At 51.8% G+C, this 21,867-nt stretch carries 19 protein-coding genes; 18 read left to right on the forward strand and 1 reads right to left on the reverse strand.

The window, feature by feature from the left end; translation table 11 throughout:
- Window positions 1-799 precede the first annotated feature (799 nt).
- Complete coding sequence (locus AC52W5_RS02310; RefSeq protein WP_495669817.1) at window positions 800-1,111, reverse strand: DDE-type integrase/transposase/recombinase; 312 nt, start codon at window positions 1,109-1,111, stop codon at window positions 800-802.
- 387 nt (window positions 1,112-1,498) lie between these two features.
- Here AC52W5_RS02310 and AC52W5_RS02315 point away from each other — a divergent pair, with 387 nt between their 5' ends.
- The 18 genes from AC52W5_RS02315 to AC52W5_RS02400 all read left to right on the forward strand — a co-directional run bounded on the left by AC52W5_RS02315 (window position 1,499) and on the right by AC52W5_RS02400 (window position 21,844).
- Entirely contained in the window at window positions 1,499-2,086 is a 588-nt protein-coding gene (locus AC52W5_RS02315; RefSeq protein ID WP_495669818.1) for a Pvc16 family protein, read from the forward strand.
- Window positions 2,083-2,742, forward strand: a complete 660-nt coding sequence (locus tag AC52W5_RS02320) for a hypothetical protein (protein ID WP_495669819.1) — start codon at window positions 2,083-2,085, stop codon at window positions 2,740-2,742. The genes AC52W5_RS02315 and AC52W5_RS02320 overlap by 4 nt, the downstream gene beginning before the upstream one ends.
- Window positions 2,743-2,758: 16 nt before the next feature.
- On the forward strand, window positions 2,759-4,378 hold the full coding sequence (locus AC52W5_RS02325) for a phage tail sheath family protein (RefSeq protein WP_495669820.1): 1,620 nt from the start codon (window positions 2,759-2,761) through the stop codon (window positions 4,376-4,378).
- 61 nt (window positions 4,379-4,439) lie between these two features.
- Complete coding sequence (locus AC52W5_RS02330; protein ID WP_495669821.1) at window positions 4,440-4,904, forward strand: phage tail protein; 465 nt, start codon at window positions 4,440-4,442, stop codon at window positions 4,902-4,904.
- A 36-nt stretch (window positions 4,905-4,940) separates the two neighbouring features.
- Window positions 4,941-6,527: a phage tail sheath subtilisin-like domain-containing protein gene (locus AC52W5_RS02335; RefSeq protein ID WP_495669822.1), complete on the forward strand. Its 1,587-nt coding sequence runs from the start codon at window positions 4,941-4,943 to the stop codon at window positions 6,525-6,527.
- A complete protein-coding gene (locus AC52W5_RS02340) occupies window positions 6,524-7,045 on the forward strand; it encodes a phage tail protein (protein ID WP_495669823.1) in 522 nt (173 codons plus the stop codon). The genes AC52W5_RS02335 and AC52W5_RS02340 overlap by 4 nt, the downstream gene beginning before the upstream one ends.
- Entirely contained in the window at window positions 7,045-7,233 is a 189-nt protein-coding gene (locus tag AC52W5_RS02345; protein WP_495669824.1) for a putative phage tail protein, read from the forward strand. The genes AC52W5_RS02340 and AC52W5_RS02345 overlap by 1 nt, the downstream gene beginning before the upstream one ends.
- Window positions 7,233-7,895, forward strand: coding sequence for a CIS tube protein (locus AC52W5_RS02350; protein WP_495669825.1), 663 nt, complete (start codon window positions 7,233-7,235; stop codon window positions 7,893-7,895). Before AC52W5_RS02345 ends, AC52W5_RS02350 begins: the two co-directional genes overlap by 1 nt.
- Before the next feature lie 4 nt (window positions 7,896-7,899).
- Window positions 7,900-9,045, forward strand: a complete 1,146-nt coding sequence (locus tag AC52W5_RS02355; RefSeq protein ID WP_495669826.1) for a phage late control D family protein — start codon at window positions 7,900-7,902, stop codon at window positions 9,043-9,045.
- On the forward strand, window positions 9,045-9,590 hold the full coding sequence (locus AC52W5_RS02360) for a phage baseplate assembly protein V (RefSeq protein WP_495669827.1): 546 nt from the start codon (window positions 9,045-9,047) through the stop codon (window positions 9,588-9,590). The genes AC52W5_RS02355 and AC52W5_RS02360 overlap by 1 nt, the downstream gene beginning before the upstream one ends.
- Window positions 9,591-9,606: 16 nt before the next feature.
- On the forward strand, window positions 9,607-10,374 hold the full coding sequence (locus AC52W5_RS02365) for a hypothetical protein (protein ID WP_495669828.1): 768 nt from the start codon (window positions 9,607-9,609) through the stop codon (window positions 10,372-10,374).
- A complete protein-coding gene (locus AC52W5_RS02370) occupies window positions 10,371-10,787 on the forward strand; it encodes a GPW/gp25 family protein (protein WP_495669829.1) in 417 nt (138 codons plus the stop codon). Before AC52W5_RS02365 ends, AC52W5_RS02370 begins: the two co-directional genes overlap by 4 nt.
- Window positions 10,784-12,988 carry a baseplate J/gp47 family protein gene (locus AC52W5_RS02375; protein WP_495669830.1) on the forward strand — a complete coding sequence of 735 codons (2,205 nt, stop codon included), beginning with the start codon at window positions 10,784-10,786 and terminating at the stop codon, window positions 12,986-12,988. The genes AC52W5_RS02370 and AC52W5_RS02375 overlap by 4 nt, the downstream gene beginning before the upstream one ends.
- The gene (locus AC52W5_RS02380; RefSeq protein ID WP_495669831.1) at window positions 12,985-15,012 is read left to right on the forward strand and encodes a putative baseplate assembly protein; all 2,028 of its coding nucleotides are present in this window, start codon (window positions 12,985-12,987) and stop codon (window positions 15,010-15,012) included. Before AC52W5_RS02375 ends, AC52W5_RS02380 begins: the two co-directional genes overlap by 4 nt.
- A 416-nt stretch (window positions 15,013-15,428) precedes the next feature.
- Window positions 15,429-17,039: a phage tail protein gene (locus AC52W5_RS02385; RefSeq protein WP_495669832.1), complete on the forward strand. Its 1,611-nt coding sequence runs from the start codon at window positions 15,429-15,431 to the stop codon at window positions 17,037-17,039.
- A 59-nt stretch (window positions 17,040-17,098) separates the two neighbouring features.
- Window positions 17,099-18,523 carry a hypothetical protein gene (locus AC52W5_RS02390; RefSeq protein WP_495669833.1) on the forward strand — a complete coding sequence of 475 codons (1,425 nt, stop codon included), beginning with the start codon at window positions 17,099-17,101 and terminating at the stop codon, window positions 18,521-18,523.
- A 157-nt stretch (window positions 18,524-18,680) separates the two neighbouring features.
- Window positions 18,681-20,699: a hypothetical protein gene (locus tag AC52W5_RS02395; protein ID WP_495669834.1), complete on the forward strand. Its 2,019-nt coding sequence runs from the start codon at window positions 18,681-18,683 to the stop codon at window positions 20,697-20,699.
- A complete protein-coding gene (locus tag AC52W5_RS02400; RefSeq protein ID WP_495669835.1) occupies window positions 20,696-21,844 on the forward strand; it encodes a hypothetical protein in 1,149 nt (382 codons plus the stop codon). The genes AC52W5_RS02395 and AC52W5_RS02400 overlap by 4 nt, the downstream gene beginning before the upstream one ends.
- The last annotated feature ends 23 nt before the right edge of the window (window positions 21,845-21,867 follow it).

Consider the following 21,867-nt stretch of genomic DNA (forward strand, 5'->3'; position numbering starts at 1 on the left):
GCTCAACACCGGTTACTACTTCAATACGTTCAAAACCCGAAGCACTATGCATAGCACCAGGCATATGCCTATCTCCTGTCATCAGTGCATCTGTGTCCGGTTCAATTGGGGGCTACTACAAACTCATCGTATTTATAGCTTTTCCGAGAGTTAATTTCAGGAGACAGTTTTCGTAGGTGTTTTTAGTCAGGTTGGGACTAAGCCATCCCGTTTTTCAAGCTCTCTGAAAAACCACCGTTTACGGGAGGTTGACGAGGAATGACTCGATAGGGCCTGGAAAAATGACTGTATCAAGAGCCAGGCTTACTGCCGTTGCAACTATGCTTTCAATACCCACAAGGTTTTCATTGCCTGCTCTGCAGGCTTGACTGTCGATTCTTGACTGTCGATTCTTGACTGTCGATTCGCTTATCCGCCGCACGAGCAACATGCTTTCGAGGCAATACGTTATGACACGACGGGTTATCTGGATGCAGCGTAACAACAGATCAATGGGGATCGTGCCAACGCAACGGTGTGTAGCCTTATTTGGTACGGAGATGGCGTTGGCAGGACTGAGGCGCTGATTCAAACTTTTATCGCAACTACCGATGATAAACTTCCTGAGCTCAAGGCTTATTAATATGACTAGTGCTCAAGCACCATTGCTAATTTCTGAGGATGTTACCCCCGCCAATGGTGGTATTTGGTCTTCCAGTCGTTGTAGCGCCATAACTATTGGGTAGCGGTTGCTGGGCATGTGCAATCGATTGGAAGATGGCGTGATCGCCATTCTTGTCGGACTGTGCATTGACCCACTCTACATGGCATTTTGCGCAGGCTCGACGGGTTGGATAAACCATAACTTGATACCCCGGTCTTCGATCCACTGCCGGAATTGATGGCTGATGTATTCCGACCCGTTATCCAGCCGTAGCGCTTTTGGCTCTTCCAATAATGTGCTCAAGAGGCTGGGTGGTTTGGACAGAAAGCAACAATACATCAACCTCGATTCCCTAAGCCCCTCGCGATTGAAGTCATCGATCACGTTAAAAGCGCGAAAGCCGGCCATCCGATAAGCGTCGTGCATGAAATCCATCGCCAGCCATGCCCCTTGCCGTTGCGTAGCCACAGAAAACACAATCCGAATCCCCAAGTGCGCTGCACATAGGCCAGGTGCAACAACCAATTCTGAAGTCTTGGTTCTTCGCCAGCTGCATCTTGCCAACGAGATGCTGCTCACTAAAATCAGGTGTACCTCCTTGATGAGGTAGCTAATCAACTGCCGAATCTGCTGCTCATCCAAGAGTGATTCCTCAGTACTTGCAAATCCGTGCTAGCCCCTTTCAGTTTCGGGATCCAGGTTCAATTAATCCTATTTTTAGGATGCAAATCTCCTAATTATTTTCGATGATGTTTTAAAGAAGACGTAATAGCAGGAAACATAAGCATATTTATTGTCAGTATTCTTGGCATCTTTCTTGCTCAACATAAAGTGTTGATGTTCTGGATGTGAAAAATGCCTGATTCATCTGTTATCTCAGACGTTTCCGAAACTTTGCAGTCCGTATTGACTGATGCTTTGAGCATTCTAGTACCTGCCCCATCCCCTGTTGCCGAAATCCACGACTTACAAGGCAGTATCTCTACGGCACCCGCCCGAATGACGATTTTTTTATTCGAGGTTGTCGAAGATGCTACGTTAAGAAACAGGCCTCCGGTACGTTCTTATGTACCCCCGGATCTGACAATGACTCGGCCGGGAATCCCATTGATATTACGTTATCTGCTGACTCCTTGGAGCGGTGATCGGCTTACTGACCACAGGATCATGGGGCGAGCTTTGCAAGTTTTATATGATGACGCAATATTAAGCGGTCCACAGTTACGAGGAGGATTGGCGGGCACGAGTGAAGCAATCAAATTAAAGCTCGCGAGATTAACTTTGGAAGAGCAGACACGTGTCTGGCACGCTGTGCAAAGGCCTTATCGGCTTTCAGTTACTTTTGATGTTCGGGTGATCAATATCGACTCCAATGCTAGTGAACGACGCATTCCGATTCGGTCTCGAAATTTAATACCGGCAGCAGGGGAAGTAAGCATATGAGGTGGCGCTCGATCCCCAAAGAGCAATGGCTTTTGTACAGCCACGTCGGGCTTTTCCTAATAGACGAATTCACGGGTAAACCGCCTCAATATCCGGTCTATTCGGACCTGGAATACCAGGACGGATCTGCCGTTTGGCATCTGCTGAAACGTGATCCAGTCGTAACTCCCGGCGGTGTTATTTCTTACCCAGCTCTGGGACGTAGTGCGCAGGCGACAACTCAAGGGATTCTGCGCCACCGGATTCTGTTGCGTTCCAGCTTTTACAGGCCTGAATACTTACGGAGTGGCGATGGTATTGAATTTGATGTTCATCCCTATGACGATTCCACGCCGGCAGCGGTAGTCCCGACGCACCCACAAACCGTGTTGATGCTACCTAGCGCAAACTACAACTACTCAAATCATGTGCGGGTAGTCCACGGGGTTGTGCGGGATGCTGCCGGTGATCCGGTTGCTAATGTAGAGGTGAGCGAGGGAGTGCGTGAAAGGGTGCTAACCGATGAACGGGGAGTGTTTTCCTTGCCGCTGCGGTGGCCGATTCTAACCACATCCGTGCTGCTGGACGCTCTAGATTACCGCACTGCTCGGAGCGACAGTATCACGATTAATCTACCCGCTGATTTATCAAAGAGTCATTTTTTCACCATTATGTAAGCGCGAGGAAAATGCCATGCAAGAATATCTAAGTCCAGGTGTTTACGTTGAAGAAGTCCCAGCGGGGCCCCGCCCCATCCAGGGTGTCGGTACAAGCACCGCCGGGTTTGTCGGATTAACGGAGCGTGGACCTACCACGCCAAAACTTACTACCAGTTGGGGTGATTATGTTCGGTGGTTCGGCGATGTCATAGACGAAAGCATTTCATTCTTGCCCTATTCTGTCAGAGGCTTTTTTGAAAATGGGGGCCAACGCTTATTTATTTCCCGTGTCGCCCGCAGTGATTCCACCATAGCCTCTATGGATTTTCCTACTACGGACGCAGGACAAAACGTGCGTATCGCCGCTAACGGCCCCGGAGTTTGGGGTGATAGGTTATACGTACGAATAGAGGATAGCACCCGCACCGATTCGGCCGGAGCACCCGTAGGTTTTAAAATTACAATCTTGTATTTTCGTAAGGCCCCCAACCCGTTTGTCGATCCACTCCATCCCGATAACATTGGCAATCCCAACCGAGTTGACCCGGATATCATTGAAAACTACGACGACCTAACTTTCGAACCAACCGACGGCAATTATTTCATCAACCGCATCACCGCCAATTCCACACTGGTGACGGCACAGTGGACAGCGCCAGCAGCAGCGCCTGCCCGGCCCAATAATGCCGCCTTCAGCCGTTTAACCGGTCAGGCGGGTGATGACGGCTCCAACCCGATAACTGCAACTGAGTATGAAGGTAATCCTGCTTTAACACCAGATCAGCGCACCGGTCTTGCAGGGCTTGAAATCATCGATGAGATCGCTTTGCTCTGTGTACCAGACGAAGCACATCCTGTATTGGACGCGGCCAACCAAAACCGATTGATGAATGCGGTTGTCACACAATGCGAACGTTTACGCGACCGCTTTGCGATTCTACAGTACCCCAGCAGTCAGGGTAATGTGCAAAACATTTTTCCACCGCGAGATACGTCTTATGCCGCAATTTATTATCCATGGGTAAGAGTATTCAACTCGCGAACACGGGATACTCTGCTGGTGCCACCAGGGGGTCATGTGGCCGGCATTTTTGCGCGCACCGACCGTGAGCGAGGTGTGCATAAGGCGCCAGCGAACGAAGTAGTGCGCGACATTATTAACCGCGATATTAACAGCACCCGTAAACCACTCGAATTTACCGTCGACAAAGGTGCACACGATATTTTAAATCCTCGCGGGATTAATGTGATTCGTGACTTTCGCGCCGATCGCCGTGGAATTCGTGTCTGGGGCGCCAGAACGCTTTCCAGCGACCCGCTATGGCGTTACATCAACGTGCGTCGGCTATTCCTTTTTGTCGAGGAGTCCATTGACGAAGGTACCCAGTGGGTCGTTTTCGAACCTAACGACTTCTCCACCTGGGCCAGGGTGCGGCAGGTGGTAACCAACTTTCTCGTCACTGTTTGGCGCAGCGGGGCCTTACTGGGCAACGCGGAGGAGCAGGCTTTCTTTGTGCGCTGTGGACCGGAAACAATGACCCCTGCGGATATCGATGCCGGACGATTGATTTGCGAAGTGGGCATCGCTCCGGTGAAACCTGCTGAGTTTGTAATTTTCCGTATTCAACAAAAAACGGTTGAATTAACAACCTGAGATTTTACGAAATGGTTTATTAAAGGCTCTTTTTTTAAAGACACATCATGAGGAGTTAACGATGCCTAACATTATTCGTCCCGATCCTTACGGGGGTTATAACTTTCTTGTCACCATCAGCGGGGTCAATAACGACGGAAAGGATATGCACGGTGCCTTCAGCGAAGCTTCTGGTCTGGAGACAGAAGTAAGTCCCATCGAATACCGCAATGGCAACGAAGATATCACCGTACGCAAGATTCCGGGGTTGAAAAAATTTACTAATATCACGCTCAAGCGGGGTTCCACTGGCGATCTCCGTTTTTGGGATTGGATCCGTACCGCAATGAAAGGCGAAGTGCAACGAACTGACGGCAACATAGCACTGCTTGATGAAAAAGGCGATGAGGTGATGCGTTGGAATTTCAAAGACGCCTGGCCTTGCAAATACACGGGTCCAGGGCTCAATGCTTCCAATAATGAGATATCCATGGAAACGCTGGAAATTTGTCACCAAGGTTTGTCCATCGATGGAGAGAAGAAATAAGGAAGGCATCCCGGGCTAAGATAAGAAAAATTGCATATGGCCAATATCGATTTAAAAGCGCCGGGTCTGTATTTCGAATCCACAAAAACGCCTGCGGATATCGAAACCCTCCGCACCGATATTGCCGGTTTTATTGGATCGACTCTGCGCGGACCTGTTGGTCGGCTGACCAGGGTCGAGGGATGGCGCGACTACGTGAATCAATTTGGTGGTGAAACCCATGCTTATGATACACCCTTCTGCCTGCGGGGCTATTTTGAAAACGGGGGAGAAATCGCTTATGTAGTTAGAGTACTTGGAGTTCGGAATTCCAGCGCGAGTGCAGTTTGGCAAATCGGCGATCTCGACCCAAACACACACCAATGGCTGCCCAGCGCACCGGCAGCTGCAGGGTTTTTGTCTTCTCGTTACATCATTGAAGCCAGCAGTCCGGGCGAGTGGGCAAATGGTTCGCGAGTGACTATCAACTATCTGTTGCGTGGGCGACTAGGGAAACCCGAGTTAACTATCAAAGTGGAGTCACCGTACGGTTTGCCAGAATATTTTTCGAACGTTTCACCAGCTCTGCTGCAACAGCAAGTAGCGGAGAGATCGAATCTGATCCGTATAACGGCTGTCCCCGATAATAAACCGATACCCACTCCACACCAGGGACCTGTGCGGATGACCTGGGGACCAATCGAATTACAAAACGGCAGTGAACAGCAAGCGGATTTGAACCAGTACCTGACAGACGTGGAGCACTTGCTGACTGAGCCAGAAGTTGCGTTGATCACGCTGCCTGATATGTACCGATTGCCAGACCCGCCCAATGATTCCTATCGTCTGCTGGCACAAATCGCCGCACGCGCCGACGCAGCTCTGGATCGTCAAATCATTGTAACACCTCCATTGTCCGAAGTGGGTATGAACGCTGCCCGCGGGTGGGCAGAACGTCGGCGCGCACAACTCGCTTCGGTCAGCGCCCGCTCAGTTGCGGTTTATCAGCCTTGGTTAGATGTTAAAAATCCTACGGGCGGAGTGATTGAACCCTTACGTCGAGTGCCGCCGGTAGGACATGTTGCAGGCTTGATCAGCCGGCTGGATCGCGAGCGTGGCGCCCATCATACACCAGCAAATGCTGCTTTGTTTGACGCTGTCGACACCAGTCAAGTCTACAACGCTTTTGAACAGGCGAGTCTGGTAGAAAGCGGGTTAAATCCTTTGCGCTGCGGCCAGGGGCGTGGGATGGAAGTCTGGGGTGGACGTACCCTCGCAGACCCGAAATCCAATCCTGAAGGGCTTTACCTAGCGCATCGCCGTTTGATTCATCGCTTGGTGCGTTCGATTCGTCGGGTAGCGGATCCCCTGGTGTTCAGCGACAACGGCCCACGTCTATGGCTAGTGCTAGTGCGCGCGATTACCACCGTTTTACTGCAGGCCTATCGTGCCGGCGCGTTAAAAGGTGAAAGGCCGGAACAAGCTTTCCGTGTCATCTGCGATGAGTCCAATAACCCCGTGAATTTACAGGATCTCGGTCAGGTGCACTGCGATATTCAATTGGCGCCAGCCGTACCCATGGAGTTTATAACTCTACGTATCGCTATGAGCCGCGAGGGCCGCCTGGAGGTAATCAACCCGTGACGGATTTACTACCCGTATTTCGGTTTATTGTCACTCTGGATAAAGCCGATGCTTATTTACCTCCGCAACAAGCGCGTCTGTTGCCGGAAGTTGGCGCCGGCGCATTTCAGGAAGCCAATGGGTTGGGCGGAAAACTGGAAGTTACCGCTTATCCGGAAGGGGGTGTTAATGACTTTGTACACCAATTACCGCTGCGCCATAGCTGGAACACCATCACTTTAAAACAAGGTTTTATGCGCAACCCCATTTTGTGGCAATGGTATCAAATTGGCTTGAGCCAATCACTTGGCGCGCGACGCGACGGTTCGATTATTCTGCTAGATCACCATGGAGAGAGAGTGATGGCCTGGGAATTTCGCGGCGGACTCGCATCCGGCTGGAGGGGTCCGGATCTCAATGCTATGGAAAATGGGGTAGCAGTGGAAAGTCTGGAAATTGTGCACCAAGGATTGACTCTTGCCGGTGGCATCTTTGATATCGGCAATGCAATAGACACAGTCGTGGAGGTATTCAGCTAATGATTTCCATAGAAAATCTGGAAGTGCAATTTGATGTAAGTGGCGAGGACGATGCACAGGTTTTCGCACGATACTTTGCTCGCTTTATCAATGAATGGGCTCAAGCTCAGGAGCAACAACAAGCTCTCAGGCAGCGTTTGCGCCGGGATCAAATGTTGGGCGACAGCTATCAGGAAGGAGACTTGTGATGTTAACACCGAGCAATAGTACGGGTCCGGATAGCGGTAAAGCGATTCTGGAAATACTCGTACCCAGCGGTGAAGAGGACCCGATTATTCCATTACGCTTCAATCCTACCGAGTACCAGCTGCAAAAAACCAACAATTTTGCCGATATGGTCATTCCCGGGTTGGAGACTCCACCAATTCAATACGTACATGGCGCAGCGGAAAAACTGAGCGCGGAATTAATAGTGGATACGTCAGACACGTTGGAGGATGTGCGTACGCGATATACCAATAAGTTGCGTCATTTGATGAACATCAAAAGTGAAACACATGCGCCGCCTATTGTACGTTTTGTCTGGGACGGAGAAATCTTTAAAGGCGTTGTGGAAAGTCTGAATATCACTTACGTGCTATTCACGGCCGAAGGTATTCCAATTCGTGCAAAACTCAATCTGGTATTAAAGGAATATCGCACTGTGGAAGATCAGGTATCAGAGCGGCCGAGATTTTCGCCCGATGTGGAAAAAAGCCACGTGGTGCGGCGGGGGGATACCCTGGCCAGTATCGCCGCTCTAGCTTACAACGATGTGACCCGGTGGCGTGAGATTGCCCGCAATAACGGAATTGAAGATCCCCGCCGTTTGGAGCCGGGTCATGTATTGAATCTGCCACGCTTGCGTTAATCCAATGCAGACGCCCATCCAACTATCCGGACTACCGCATACCGACTATTACGCACCCGGTTTTCACATTGAAATCGATGGGGAGGATCTGTCGCCTCAAACCATTGCCGATATTCTGAGCATCAAAGTGAACATGGACATGGACAACATGACAAGTTTTGATCTCACCATTGCAAATCCGGACCAGGGCGTGCTCGGTTTTAAACACAGTGACAACAGCACGTTCGACATGGGTCGGCAGGTGCATATCAAAATGGGTTACGCGGACCGTCTGGTATCCATGATGAGTGGTCAAATTACCAGCATGGCACCAAAGTTTCCTCAGCAAGGTGCTTCAACGGTCACGATAAGCGGCCTGGACGGTATGTTCCGATTAAAAAACCGGCGACCTGAACAAGGTGAAGAAACAAAATATACCAATAAAACGGATTGGCAAATCGCCGAAATTATTGCTTTGCGCAACAACCTCAAGGTTGAGGTCACTCGTGGGGGCGAAACTCATGCCGAAGTTGTGCAGAAAAACCAGGATGACGCCCAGTTCCTAATGGAACGGGCGAAACGTATTGACTTTGACTGTTTCCTGCTGACAGAGCCGGAGTCTTCCGAAACCACTCTGTATTTCATTCGACCTACCGATGGTAGAGATAGCGGCAGGGTTAGAAATTTTGCTTTGCGTTGGGGCGAAAATCTAATGAGTTTCATGCCCACCATCAATGTTTCTGAACAAGTGGGCAAAGTCACTGTACGGGGATGGGATCCGGCCACCAAGCAGGCTATTGTCGCCAGTGCGGGTCCAGATGACCTGCCACGAAATGCTCTAGCTGGAAACAGCGGCCCTCACGCATCACAACGATCCCAGCAGAAAAGTGACGTGGTGGTGGATGCGCCGGTTACCAGCCACCAGGAAGCTTTTGAATTGGCAAAAAGTTTACTGCTGGAGCGGGCCTATCGCTACATCACTGCAACAGGCCAGATTATCGGCCTGCCGGATTTGCGTCCCGGGGACAACCTGGCGCTGTCTGGTTTGGGATCGCGATTTGACGGCGACTATTACGTGAAAAAAGTTGAACACAGCCTTGACAACAACGGTTTCAAAACGCAGTTCGAGGTGCGGCGTATGTATGAAGGCCTCAGCAGAGGGCAGGCATAATGAGTAATCAGCCCCCGCGATCACGTAGTACCGATCGGCGCTTTTACGGCGTTGCCGAAGCTCTGGTGACTGACGTGCGGAACGACGGCATGGTCAAGCTCACCTACCCGTGGTTTAACGACCAAATGGAAAGTGAATGGTGCCGTGTTCTGCAGTTTTTCGCTGGCCCGAATCACGGTGCTTTTTTTATTCCGAAAATTAAAAGTGAAGTATTGGTTGCATTTATTCACGGTGATATGCGTTTGCCAGTGGTTTTAGGGGGCCTCTACAACGGTCAGGACAAGCCACCCGGAACCGGCACTGATCTGGATACCCATGTTCGGCATTATCGGATTCAGACACCCACCGGACATCGCATCAGCATGCTGGACCCTGAGGATTCTGGGGCGGTAGGTGCTGTTGTGGTGGAAAACTCCAATGGCGATTCCATCACCCTCTCCACCAACGGCACTATGTCTATCAAAACCAGCGGTGTTCTAGAGCTGGAAGGCTCGGTAATCACCATAAATGGACGGGTAGTGGCACCGAACCCGAATACGATTTAAACGTCAAGTTAACGTTATGGCTAATGTAGATATACCGGTACCTGACAAGCTGCGCGAAACCCTTAGTGCGCCGAAGTGCGTGGACCTAAGGTTGCCGGAACCCAAGAAATTAACCGTGACATTACCATCCGGATTGACTTTATCGTCATTAAACAATGCCGGACAGAATATTCCCAATGATTGTTCGCTCACATTTAGTCTGATGCTGCAGGTCGCACCACTGATGGGCAGCATGGAGTGTGTGCTTAAAATTCTTAAACTCCTCAAACCTCTAAGTGACGCGATTACCAGTCCGCCCCCGACGCCGGCGATTATCAAAGAAATCGTTGAGGCTGTGGCTGATCTGGCTCCTTGTTTTTTAATGCTCACGCCGGCCGGAATGATTCCTTTTGTCAGAGATATTCTCTGTTTAATCCTGAAAGCTTTGAATTGTTTAATCGGGTCACTGAAAACCTCTCTTGAATTGATGAGTGGCCTCAGCATCAAGTTGGAAAAAGCGAAGGCCACTGAAAATCCTAATCCTGAATTGATTACTTCTCTGGAATGCGCCCAGGAAAATGTATTGACTTCTATCGGCCATTTGATGCAAGGCTTCGAACCCCTTCAGGCAATTCTGGATTTGGCCGGACCTTTTATGAGCATCGCGGGTGTCCAGGCGATTAAATTACCAGCGCTGGGGAATGCAAAAGATACGGAGGCATTGAATCAGACTTTAAGCACTTTGGAAGAAGTCGTTGCCACCGTGCAGCAGATTGTTGACGGGCTGGGAGGATGTCCAGAATGAGCGCGAATTTCCTTGGCCGCGGTTTTGCCTTTCCGATTCAGCCAAATGCCACGGGTGGGATAGGGTATACGGAAGGTGAAGCACATGTCGAGCAGTCACTGAGAATATTGCTTATGACTGTATTAGGTGAGCGAGTAATGCGGCCGGGTCTGGGGTGTAAGGCTCCGAGTTTCGTGTTCACGCCCGGTAGTATTAAATATCTCCGTTTACTGGAAACCAGCATACGTGAAGCCGTACGCGATTGGGAACCGAGAGTTGAATTAACAGCCGTGGCGGCAGAAGCAACGACGGGAGGCGAGAATCGCATTGTGGTCAATGTTGCTTACAAAATTCGCGGCAGTAATGCTCGAGGTAATTTGGTCTTTCCTTTTTATCTCGGTATTGATTTTGCCTCAGAGGACCGCTGGCTATGAGCCTGCAACCACTGCAACTTGACGATTTCACGTGGTCCCAAATGGTTGATACCATTCGCGCACGTATCATTGCCGACTCCAATGGGGAGTGGACAATGCATGGACCGCTTGACCCCGGTGTTACCCTACTCGAACTGTTTGCGTATCTATTTGAACAGCGCCTGTACTGGCTGGATCAGGTTCCGGATCCGCTGATGCGGGCCATCTTGGCGTTGCTTGATGATGCACCGTTCGCCGCAACCAGCGCAAATACTTTGTTGGCCTTTCACTCCATGGAAGACGGTTTGCCACGGCAAATAAGCGCTGGAACCGTTTTTTTTCCTCGCGATCACGCGTTACTGTTGCCCTTTACTACTATGGAGCCCGTTACGGTGCTACCTATTGGTGGCGCGAAACCGAGAATTGAATTAATTACCGCGTACGATGATCGCAGCGCCGATTTACGTGCGGGCCGCCTGGTATCCCTGTTTCCAGCGAACGGCCGTGCCGCAGAACTGCAACTTATCCTCTGGTTGGACCGGCACTTGGTAGCTGATGAATTCAATGGCAACTTCAACGTGTTTCTTGATTTGGATACTGATACAGCCATAGCGCCTGAATGGGCACCTTTGCCGAATGATATTCAGTGGTTCGATCGAACTACGCAGACAGGTTACATACGCGGTCAGATGAGTGGAAAGGGCTTTGTGGATGGCAGTTGCGATTTGGCATGGGTTCAGATTGATTCGGGAGCCGGTCATTCAGATAACCGTGCGCAATCGAGTGAGCCGCCGATCTGGATCAATGACTTCATTGCTCCAGAATGGAGTCGTCGACACCTGCTGGCGGAGGTGCCAGCTGTACTTAAGTGGCATTATAGTATCGGTGGCGGTTCCAGAAAAGCGTTCGGCTCCGAGCAGCTTGAGGATGGCACAGGTGGTCTACGGCGTTCCGGATTGGTACGCATCAAGATCCCTGCGGATTGGAAACCGATAGCGACGTCGGCAAGCGGCTTAGGCTATGCCATTTGGGTTACCTGTGAGGCCTGCACCTATTCCGCGCCACCACAGTTGCGCCGCATCATTCCCAATGCAGCTCTTGCTCGACATGCGCTCTCTGTCGAGATGGACTGGTCGACGATAAAACCCCAATTGGCTAATTGGCTACGATTGCCCGGTCAGATTCTGCAACTGCCCCTCGACAAACCGGAGCCGCTCGAAAAGTCGGTGCGTCTGCGTTTCCGCGAGAATGCCGATGAGTGGCATGAGTGGCGGCTCACGGATCATTTTTATCACCATGGACCCGAGGACCGGGTATTCGTAGTCGACAGACAGCGCAAACGGCTATTGTTTGGCGATGGTTTGCGGGGACGGATACCAGTCCTTGAGGGGGGTATCGAGCCTTGGGCTCAATTATGTTATTCGGCTGGGGGTGGTAGCCAGGGTAATGTCGGTGAATTGATCTGGGTTTCACCGGCAACAGATTTTCAGCCTCTGAATCCAGTTGTCGGTATTGGCGGCACCGAGGCGGAAACCCTGGCAGAAGCCAAAGCTCGAATGGGGCGCGATCTATGGCGACCCGAGCGTGCGGTAACATCCGAAGATTTTGAATGGTTAGCGAAGACCACGCCGGGCATTGCTATCGCCCGCGCACATGCGGCTGTTGGTTTTCATCCAGGTTTTCCTTGTCATCCAGTTGCCGGTGCCATCACCATTTTTATAGTACCGCGTGTGCCGCGAAACACCGCCCTTTTTGCAACAGGGGAAGCGATTCTGGCACCGCAAACAGACCCCGGCGCCTTAGCCGAAGTAGCGCGGCAAATTGATACCCGGCGTCTGCTCACCACTGAAGCATATGTCCGTACAGCGCCTTATCGCGCTGTACGATTACTGGTTGAATTCCAGGGAATTTTTGCCAGCGAGGCGGATTTGCAAACGAATATGGCGCTAAGGCTCACCGAATATCTGGACCCCTTGATCGGGGGTGATCAAGGGGATGGCTGGCCGTTTGGTGGCACCTTGCGCCCCACGGCTTTAATCAAACAGATTCAACAGCAGCTCGACGTCGGTAATGTCGTCAAGCGTGTCGCGATTGCCCTGGATTCAAGCACTATTTTTGAAGACTGCCGCGATGTAACTATCGGAGCGCACGAACTTGTATATTTACAGCAGGTATCGTTCAGCTTCGACCGAACCCCGGCGATGCAAGGAGGTTTGAGATGAGCGCGGTGTGGTGGGGCCGTGAGTCGATCAATACAATACTCCCCGGTTCAGCGAGGCCGCCTTTGTTGTTGAAAGGAGGCCGGCTTTTTATCCGTCAGGATGTGGCCGCCAAAGTAGCGAACTTCACATCGGAGTGGACCAATATCCAGGAAGGAGATGCTGGCTTCGCATTGCTAAAACTCCATGCTGAGCTGGCTGAACCGCTGGTTCATCGGCTTAATCGGCTGCCGGAAAAAACCTTGATCGAATATCTGCGTGTGGCGGCAATAGCGCCGACACCGGCCCGACCCGCACGCGCGTTATTGGCGTTTACCGTGTCCGATGCTGCGCCGCAGTCCGTATTGGTAGCGGAAGGCTTTCAGGTTTCCGCCAGCCCCGCTGATAGCTCGGGCGCGACCGTTATTTTTGAAACAGAGCGCAGTCTGTTTGCCGCGCCGGGTGCGATTAAGCTTAGTTTTGTACAAGAGGGTAAGCGCTTTTATGAGGTGGAGCTAGGTGGTAGCGATCCCAGCAATGCAGAACTAGCCTTCGGCGCCAATCCCAGGCAGGGTTCAGCCTTGTTGCTGGGCTTAAATATGGGTATCGAGCCCAAACCTAGTATCTCCCTCGGAATTCAATTATCTGCGCAATCGGGCGCACCATCGGCAGTTGCTACGGGTGGGGTGGAACCTGTTACGGGTTTGCCACAGCCATTTTTACGGTGGGAGTTTTTTGACGGCAGCAGTTTTGAACCTGCTGAAGTGATCCAGGATGAGACCAATGGCCTGTTGCAAAGTGGCATCGTAGAGTTGCGTTCTCCCAAACGCTGGCGAGCTGGCACCCCTGCTGGATTGCCCTCGGATAAGCCGTTGCGATGGTTACGTATAAAAGTGGTATTTGGTGAATTTCCCTCCCCGCCAGCAATCGCCTTTGTACGTCTGAACTTCGTAGCGGCTGTAGCTGCCAGAACCATGCGCAACGAAGTCCTGGAATATGTCCCTGACAGCGGTGGGCGGCGGCTCCGACTCAGTCAAAAACAGATACTGGCTGGCTCCTTGCGACTCACCGTTAGGGAAAGTGAAGTAAATTCCACAGCGCGACCAAGTTCCGGTGAACCCACCGTCAGCCCCATACTCTGGCAGCAAGTCGATAACATTAACGCTTATGGTCCCGATGATCGGGTGTATGAGCTGGACGCCGTAACAGGTGAATTGCAGTTCGGCGATGGGATACATGGCGCCAAATTACCTAGGGGGTTTCGCCATGTGGTGGCAGAACGTTACCAGGTGGCAACCGGGCTTGCTGGAGCGGTGGATGCGGAACAAATCACTGGTCTGGTTTCTTCCGCTCCATTCCTCGTGGGAGTTAGCAACCCATTACCGGCCAGCGGCGGCCGAGACCAGGAAAATCTCGAACAAACACTTCTGCGCGGGCCACAGCAGATCCGCGCCAGAGGGCGCGCCGTCGCCACTGCGGATTACTCGCTCTTGGCGCTTCAGGCTCCCGGAGCCGATATTCGCCGTGCGTATGCGGTGTCCGGTTTGCACGCTGGCTTTAATAGTGCGAGAGCACCTGGCACGGTCAGTGTTTTTCTCCTGGGGCCTCCACGTGTCGAAGGACCGCCCTATCCAGACCAAGGCAGCCTCGATGCCGTTAGCCGTTACCTCTCTGAATCTCTTGCCCCGGCGGGCATCGAAGTAGTAGCGGCGGCCCCCCAGTTCCACCGCGTCGGCGTCCGGGCATCCCTGGTAATTGCCCTCCTTGCCGACAAAGGCAATGTGATTCGTCAGACTCTGAAAGAGCTGGACGAATTTCTCGACCCGATTTATGGCGGTGAGCAGGGGCAGGGTTGGCCATTTGGTGGCACAGTGCATCACAACACCCTGACGCGGCGTTTGCTCATGCGGGTAGATGGTTTGGAAGCTGTGTCTACACTCAACTTCATCGTTGATGGTGAAACCCTGCCGGCCTGCACCGACTATTTGACGCCTCTCCATAGTTTGCTCTGGCCGGACATTCATGAGTTGCGGGAGGCAGTCTTATGAACTGCACTCCAAATCTGTCTCGATTTCGTCTGCTCAATTACCTCGTTGGTTGGGATGAGGAGACGGTAGAAGGGCTAGCTGGATTAAACTCGGTTACTGGCTTGCAATTGCAACCAGTCACTAATGCGGATGACAGTCTCAGCGAGTCTGCTCTTTCGCTATGGTTTCCGCCATCGCGGTTGGCAAAAAGCTGTGGCACTTGTGAATGGTATTTGGTAACGCCCGGTCCACCACATTCTCGTTTGCTTAAGAGAGGCGTATGCGAACCCTGCTGGGCAGAGCCCCAACCGGGCGCTCGCACTGGACTTCAATATGCCCGTGCGTTGGCCGTCTCCCCTCACCGTATTGCCGTTACTGACAGTACCGCCAGATCAATCTTTTTCTTTGCGAACGGGGACTGCCGGCAACTTGGTCAGGTGCCATTCAGTCAACCTGGTGCCATTGCCTATACCGGCTGGGGCGAATGGCTAGTGGTGGATGAGCAGATGGGAATTTTACGGTGCCTGGATCTGGCAGGAGTTGATCTTGGTCCCTTTGGGGTGGCTCTGCCGCCTGAGGCACGCGGAGCAGTCGATCGTTTGGCGGTGGATGAAAAATATCGTGTCTGGATCGCTGTTAAAGGGCCAAATGGGTATTACAGACTTTGGTGCGCGAATCAGAACGGCAGTAAGTTCAACAAGGCAACACTGGCTGAATTACAGCAGGCTTTCAAACCAAGTGGACTTGGACAGGTAACAGATGAGGGTTTTTGTTTTGAAGATGACAGGGATCCAGATAATAAACCGAGCTGCGGCACTTGTTTTTCCTGGTATGGCCGTCCGCTGGATTCGCCGCCTATAGTTACTATATCTCCGCTATTTGTCAAGCAAGGCCAGATTTTAACTTTGGCCATAGATAGCGGCATCCCGCGTTGTCGGTGGCATCGGGTACGTATGGATGCGGACATGCCTTCGGGTACCACGGTAGCCATAGCGGTTTCCACCAATGAACAATCGAATCCTACGCCGCAGGGAGTGGCGGCAGGGGAGTGGAGTACCTTTGCTCCCGGAGTGCCTCACCCCGCGGACTGGCAGGAAGCGGTACTGAACAGCGACGATTTTCTGGTCCGGCAACCGCCGGGGCGCTATCTGTTTCTACGCATCCGCTTGACGGGAGACGGTTTACGAACCCCGCGTGTACAACGGCTACGCTTCGATTTTCCCAGACAGACCAGTCTCGACCAATTGCCTTCCATTTATCGAGAAAACCCCGAAACAGAGGATTTTACGGAACGCTTTTTGTCCCTGTTTGACGCCTTTCTTGAAAATATCGATAGTGCCATCGAGCGATTGCCGGCGTTGCTGGACAGCGACGGCGTGCCTGAATCCCTCCTGCCATGGCTAGGCCTTTTTCTCGATATCGCAATGGATCCGAGCTGGGACGCCGGGCGCCGCCGGCGTATTCTGCAAGCTGCACCAAAACTTTACCGCATGCGCGGCACTGTCGACGGTATGCGCACGGCTATCCACTTGGTTTTTGATGTGGACCCGATAATTCAAGAACCGCCGCTCGAGCGACCTTGGGGAGCGGTTGGCGGAATCCGGCTGAATGGTGGAACGCGCTTGTTCGGCCGCTCCGTCTGGCGTTTTCGTTTAGGGCACTCCCAGTTATCCAAGGCTCCGCTGCGAAGTTTTGGCAACCCCGACCGGGATCCGTTTAACGCATTAGCCCATCGCTTTATTGTGCTCGTCCCCATGGTACTGAATACCCAGTCCGTAAAACGCCTGCAACAACTGATCGATGCACAAAAACCCGCTCATACAGTGGTGACGCTGCGAGGAGCTGGTAACGCTTTTATTTTAGGCAGACCGATCAGCCTGGGCATCGACACTGTCTTTAAACCCTTTGCGCCTTCCGTATTGCCAACTGGCGAGCAGGAACTTAGCCTGGGGCGAGAAACAGTGTTATCAGCGGCGCGAGGGGAATCTGGCCAAGGGTTAAGGTTGGGACAGGGTGCGGCAGTGAGTGTTAAGGGGACATTGAGATAAATAGTCTGAGAATTCTCTGCGACGCATTCAGGCGGGATTAAAGTTAATTGGGAGGAAGCATGAAGGATATGACCGCACGATCATCAGCAAAGACGCAAGCCTGTACTTCTCTGCCGAATTTTGAACGACTTAATTTTTATTTTGGTCAGGCGTTAGGTGTTGCCGATTTTCAAACTGAACAGAGTTATTTCCGGGAAAAATTGCGTCTTCACAACCGCTGTTTTCATGGCTATGGCATTGTCTGCGGTCTGGAAGTGGAGCCGCTGCCCAGTCAGGAAGATTGTGATACCGGCATCCACCGTCAGCGAGGGGAAATGGAAGAAGCCGTAGCCGCTATCGATGGGGAGATCGAGCGCTTACAGCCCCCCCAGAAGCAAGAAGAGAAGGATGAAAATGCTCAGCCAAAATTGAAACAGTTACAGTCGGAAAAAGAATCTTTACAACGTCGCTTGGAGCAACTGCCAGACTGCTATCCCAGAGACGAACCGGTCCCGGCCCAAATTCTGGTCAACTGCGGTTGGGCAGTTGACTGCGAAGGACGCGAAATTATCGTACACCAGCCGCAACGACTTGATCTATGGTCACTGTTATCCGCGGAGCAGATGGGTCAGATCAGGCAGAACCACAAGGCCAGGTGTAATGACATCTTGGTGGAACTTGCCCTGTGTTACTGCGAACAGCCAACCTACCCCTCGCGTCCCATGATGACGGACGCCTGCGCCCCAGTTTCCAAATGTGTGTACGGGCGTACGCAAGAAAGCTTCAAATTCCATATCAGTCTCACGCCTCTTGAACCGGATAAGCGTTGTAACAATTGTTGCGAGACTTGTGAAAATTGTTGCGTCGTGCTGGCCCATATCCACTGGGATCCAACTCGTTCCATCACACTTCAGGATATCGACTGGCGCCCAAGGCACGGCCTCAGCCTTTATCAGGCTACCGTGATTACCGGGATCAGCTGGGTACACGGCGCCACTTACACCTCGGATAAAGCCAAAGACGTCCTCGGCACCAAGCGCTATAGCAGCTCCGGCAGCGGGCGTACCGATGGCATAGAAGTGACGTTTTCAAAGCCGGTTTATGCGGAAACACTCCAGCCCGGTGTGGTAGATATTTTGTGCTACCGAGGCGGAAGCGGCCTACGGGGGGCGATTACCCATATAGAAGGTAGTTTTGTGGACAAACCAGACGCCGGCTTGATCAACTCTTTTAAATATCGTGACGATTCTGGCGAACACCTTGACAGAGGGGATCGAATACTGATCCTTATCCGCGGTAATTTTATTCTGGATTCCTGTTGTCGCCCGATCGATGCCGAGCATGTCGGGGGACTGGTGCCTCAACTCGAAAATTATCGAAACCAGGATATCGCCCCATGCAACTTGCCACCAACTCTTCCATGTGCAGAAGCCCGCCATCAACTCTGGACATCGGGTAACAGTCGCCCCGGGGGGAATTTCGAAAGCTGGTTTTTCATCGAGTAAAGCGAGGGAGAGCGTTATGACTAGGCAAACATCAGTTGTAAACACCAAGCCTTGCGCAAACAAGTCGGACGGTAGGAGCATTGATTATGGTTGCAGTAGCGGCAATTGTCATTGTGGTTCAAGCAATGGTACTTGTGGGTGCAATGAAGGCCTGTTAGTGCAACCGCATTTCTTTGCGGGGCAACTGCTAACCGACGCGGATTTGCAAGCATTGACCAATTACATGGTCACCAAACAACGCCTCCATAACCGCTTCCTGGTCGGCAGTGGTGTCAGTTGCGGGTTGGCCGTTACCTGCCATCCTTGCGGTCAGGGGAAGGTCATCATACAGCCCGGTTACGCCATCGACTGTTGTGGCAATGAAATTTTAGTGCCCTGCGCGGTTGAACTGGATATCAACACCATGGCGCGGGAATTGAAGTTCAGGGGCTTAGGTCACGATTGCGGTGATCCCTGTGCAGATACCCCCGCAACAGGTCGCGCGGGAACTCGCAAAGACCGCCGTGATTCTGCCGATCGCTATTGCCTGTACCTGCGTTATTGCGAGCAATCGGCAGATCCAGTAGCCCCCTACATTCAGGATGAATCCTGTAGCACCAACTGCCAGCCGAGCCGGCTGCGCGAGGGCTTTAGTTTTGAGCTCCGCTGCCCCGATGAGGAAGATTGCCCACCCAGTTTTGTGGATCGCATTCGCTGTTGCATCGGCGATCTGGATGAAGCGGAATTGCAAGCTAGGAATTTTGAGCGTAGTCAGTTATATCTTCAACGCGCTAAAACCGGCTTGCGCGCCTACAGCCTGGACCAGATGGCAACATTTACCGATGATGATGTCATGCTGGTTTCCGTCACGTATAAACAGCTAGATGATTTCCGTTCATCACCGACTAAAGATATAAGCGATAAAAGCGAAATAAGCGGAGAAAAAGCTCTACGTCGGTCCCTTGACAACGTGCAAACCCTTGGCTCCGCTATTGCTCGATGGAAACTGCTGGATAAAGATAAACAAAATGATTTTCTAAAAAAGAACAAGGACCTACCTGATATTATTAGAAGGAGTCCAAATTTACTGAATGAGGTTGAACAGAAAATCCGTAAACAAGCACGAACGTTTTCGACTTCGATTGAGCTGGCTGCCGCAAATGCAACGCTTGACAATACGTTGCAGTATATCGACCCGAAGCTGCAGAAGGAAGATCTCCGAACCAAGGAGGCGGTTTTATACACCTATAACAGCAGTACAAATCGGGCATTGAACAATGAGATCAATAAAGCGCTGGAAAACTTTAAAAACTGGCTATTGCGCAAAATGCACCGATGCCCTCCTACCACGGAATGCAGTCTGATAAAAGAAGTCACCGCAGTGGCAATTCCCATGGACGACACGATCAGTGAAGCGACGATGATCGTCCAGGAAACGCTTGTGCGCGCTTTCACACGCTATTTGCTGGATTGTATCTGTTCGGCGTTGATACCTCCCTGTCCCACCTGTGAAGACCCGGCGGTCAAGCTGGCGTGCCTTGAAGTAAAAGACTGCGAGGTGGACAACGTCTGTAATCTGGAGCGAAGCTTCTTGCTTACCCAGCACAATTTGCGATATTGGCTACCGTTCCTGCACTGGTTTGGCGAAGCACTTGAAAAAGTGTGTTGCGAGTTTTCAAAATCGTTTGATTACCTCCCCACTTATCAGCCTCAATTGAACCGCAACACAGATTACTTTGTTTTAGGGCAACAAGTGTCCAAAACCATTGCAGCGGAACCTGCCTATCATCATATACTCCGAATCACCGGGTTATCCGGCGCTTCGGTCAACTCCACCATTAACCTGGGTAACAGCCTAAGTAATGTTTTGGTACACCAACCTCAAATCACCGGATTGTTTGAACCGTTTATCCGACAACCGCGGGTTAAAGCAGTGACTCCGGCAGAGACTGAAAACGAGTTCCGTGAGATAGCAAAGCTAGCCAACCGCATTGAAGTAGCCGAGGATGGGCAGGAGCGCTCGAATGCGCGGCTCAAGAAATTGGAAAACGTCGTGAGCAGCTTGCCCACGACCAGCAAACTCGCATCAACCACTGTGATTAGGAACTTGCAGGCATCGCTGCATGCAGTGACGGAAGCCAACAAGGAGTTGCGCGAGCGTCTGGAAAAACTTGAAAAAGAGGACCGCGAAAAATGAGTACACAGGTCTTGCGTCCGGTTTTTAGTGAGAACCAGATCCTTAGCGCGGCGGACGTTAACAGTATTGTCAACTATTCGAGGGATGCACGCGCCCGTCACAACCGTTATCTCCACAGCTGGGGTATTGCAGAAGGCCTGCAATTGCAGGCAGAGAATCGGGAAGATACTTCAGGCCCTTACGTAGAAGTCAATGTAACGCCTGGGGTGGCGATTGATGGTAATGGGCGAGAAATTGTGGTGATCGAGCCATTTCGCCTGAGCGAGGACCTATTCGATCAGTTAAACGTGGCTGAAAGTGCCTTTGATCCAAACAATCCTCCGAAATATCCGGTGTTTATCTTTGGCCGTGATCAACAGCAGCAGGGCGCGGCAATGGGAATATCGGATTGTCTCAGTAGCGAACCTACCCGTATAACGGAAGGTTTTGATATCACCTTTGGTCGTGTCGGTACAGCCGCTGAATTGGATACTCAGGCTGGTTCTTTGCCCGGTCAGGGAATCTCAGTATCAGCTAATGGCGCCTGGAAAATCCTGCTGGGGTATGTGGAATGGGATGGTAATCACTTCAGTGCCGTTGCTAAAGAATACGCTGGTGTTAGACGTCGTTATGTGGGCGTTAAGGCCGAAGAAGTCAGTGCGCAAAACGATAGGCTGACACTTCGCTCCGCCGATCGCAATATCGGGGATAAAGCAGCACTAGCGATTGATAATGAAAACGGTGGTGAGATGCGCTTTGGCCTGCAGGATAGCAATGGAGGTGTAGTACCCGTCTTTACTGTAAACGCTAAAGGCGATGTCAAGGCGGAAGGAAAGATCCTCGGGGCCATTGCCGGCGGTGTGCAGATCGATTCCGGCGTGATCACCGATGGCGCATTGGTACCACTACCAGCCGGTATTACCCAGCAACAGCTCGATAGTGGCGAGGCGAGTATCCAGGTCCATCTTAGTCCCAGGTATCAACAACCGGCTTCCTTGCCTCCGATAGGCAATGAATACTGGCTGATGCGACCGCTGGAGTGCTATGTGCAAGGCCGGAGGGTAGTATGCCGAGTACGCTGGGAGGCCACCTCCCCTGTCCCCCCTGCGCCGTTTGTGTTGCCCGGCGTGTGTGACTACCAGGTATTTGGTTTTGTCAAAGCGTAAGGAGGTACACGCTAATGGAAAAA

The sequence above is a fragment of the Nitrosospira sp. CT genome (genome assembly GCF_059489795.1).

Excerpts from the sequence above, each read along its gene's own strand:
- AC52W5_RS02315 (WP_495669818.1), top strand. The coding sequence starts at position 1,499 with ATGCCTGATTCATCTGTTATCTCAGACGTTTCCGAAACTTTGCAGTCC.
- AC52W5_RS02320 (WP_495669819.1), top strand. The coding sequence starts at position 2,083 with ATGAGGTGGCGCTCGATCCCCAAAGAGCAATGGCTTTTGTACAGCCAC.
- AC52W5_RS02325 (WP_495669820.1), top strand. The coding sequence starts at position 2,759 with ATGCAAGAATATCTAAGTCCAGGTGTTTACGTTGAAGAAGTCCCAGCG.
- AC52W5_RS02330 (WP_495669821.1), top strand. The coding sequence starts at position 4,440 with ATGCCTAACATTATTCGTCCCGATCCTTACGGGGGTTATAACTTTCTT.
- AC52W5_RS02335 (WP_495669822.1), top strand. The coding sequence starts at position 4,941 with ATGGCCAATATCGATTTAAAAGCGCCGGGTCTGTATTTCGAATCCACA.
- AC52W5_RS02345 (WP_495669824.1), top strand. The coding sequence starts at position 7,045 with ATGATTTCCATAGAAAATCTGGAAGTGCAATTTGATGTAAGTGGCGAG.
- AC52W5_RS02350 (WP_495669825.1), top strand. The coding sequence starts at position 7,233 with ATGTTAACACCGAGCAATAGTACGGGTCCGGATAGCGGTAAAGCGATT.
- AC52W5_RS02355 (WP_495669826.1), top strand. The coding sequence starts at position 7,900 with ATGCAGACGCCCATCCAACTATCCGGACTACCGCATACCGACTATTAC.
- AC52W5_RS02360 (WP_495669827.1), top strand. The coding sequence starts at position 9,045 with ATGAGTAATCAGCCCCCGCGATCACGTAGTACCGATCGGCGCTTTTAC.
- AC52W5_RS02365 (WP_495669828.1), top strand. The coding sequence starts at position 9,607 with ATGGCTAATGTAGATATACCGGTACCTGACAAGCTGCGCGAAACCCTT.
- AC52W5_RS02370 (WP_495669829.1), top strand. The coding sequence starts at position 10,371 with ATGAGCGCGAATTTCCTTGGCCGCGGTTTTGCCTTTCCGATTCAGCCA.
- AC52W5_RS02375 (WP_495669830.1), top strand. The coding sequence starts at position 10,784 with ATGAGCCTGCAACCACTGCAACTTGACGATTTCACGTGGTCCCAAATG.
- AC52W5_RS02380 (WP_495669831.1), top strand. The coding sequence starts at position 12,985 with ATGAGCGCGGTGTGGTGGGGCCGTGAGTCGATCAATACAATACTCCCC.
- AC52W5_RS02390 (WP_495669833.1), top strand. The coding sequence starts at position 17,099 with ATGAAGGATATGACCGCACGATCATCAGCAAAGACGCAAGCCTGTACT.
- AC52W5_RS02400 (WP_495669835.1), top strand. The coding sequence starts at position 20,696 with ATGAGTACACAGGTCTTGCGTCCGGTTTTTAGTGAGAACCAGATCCTT.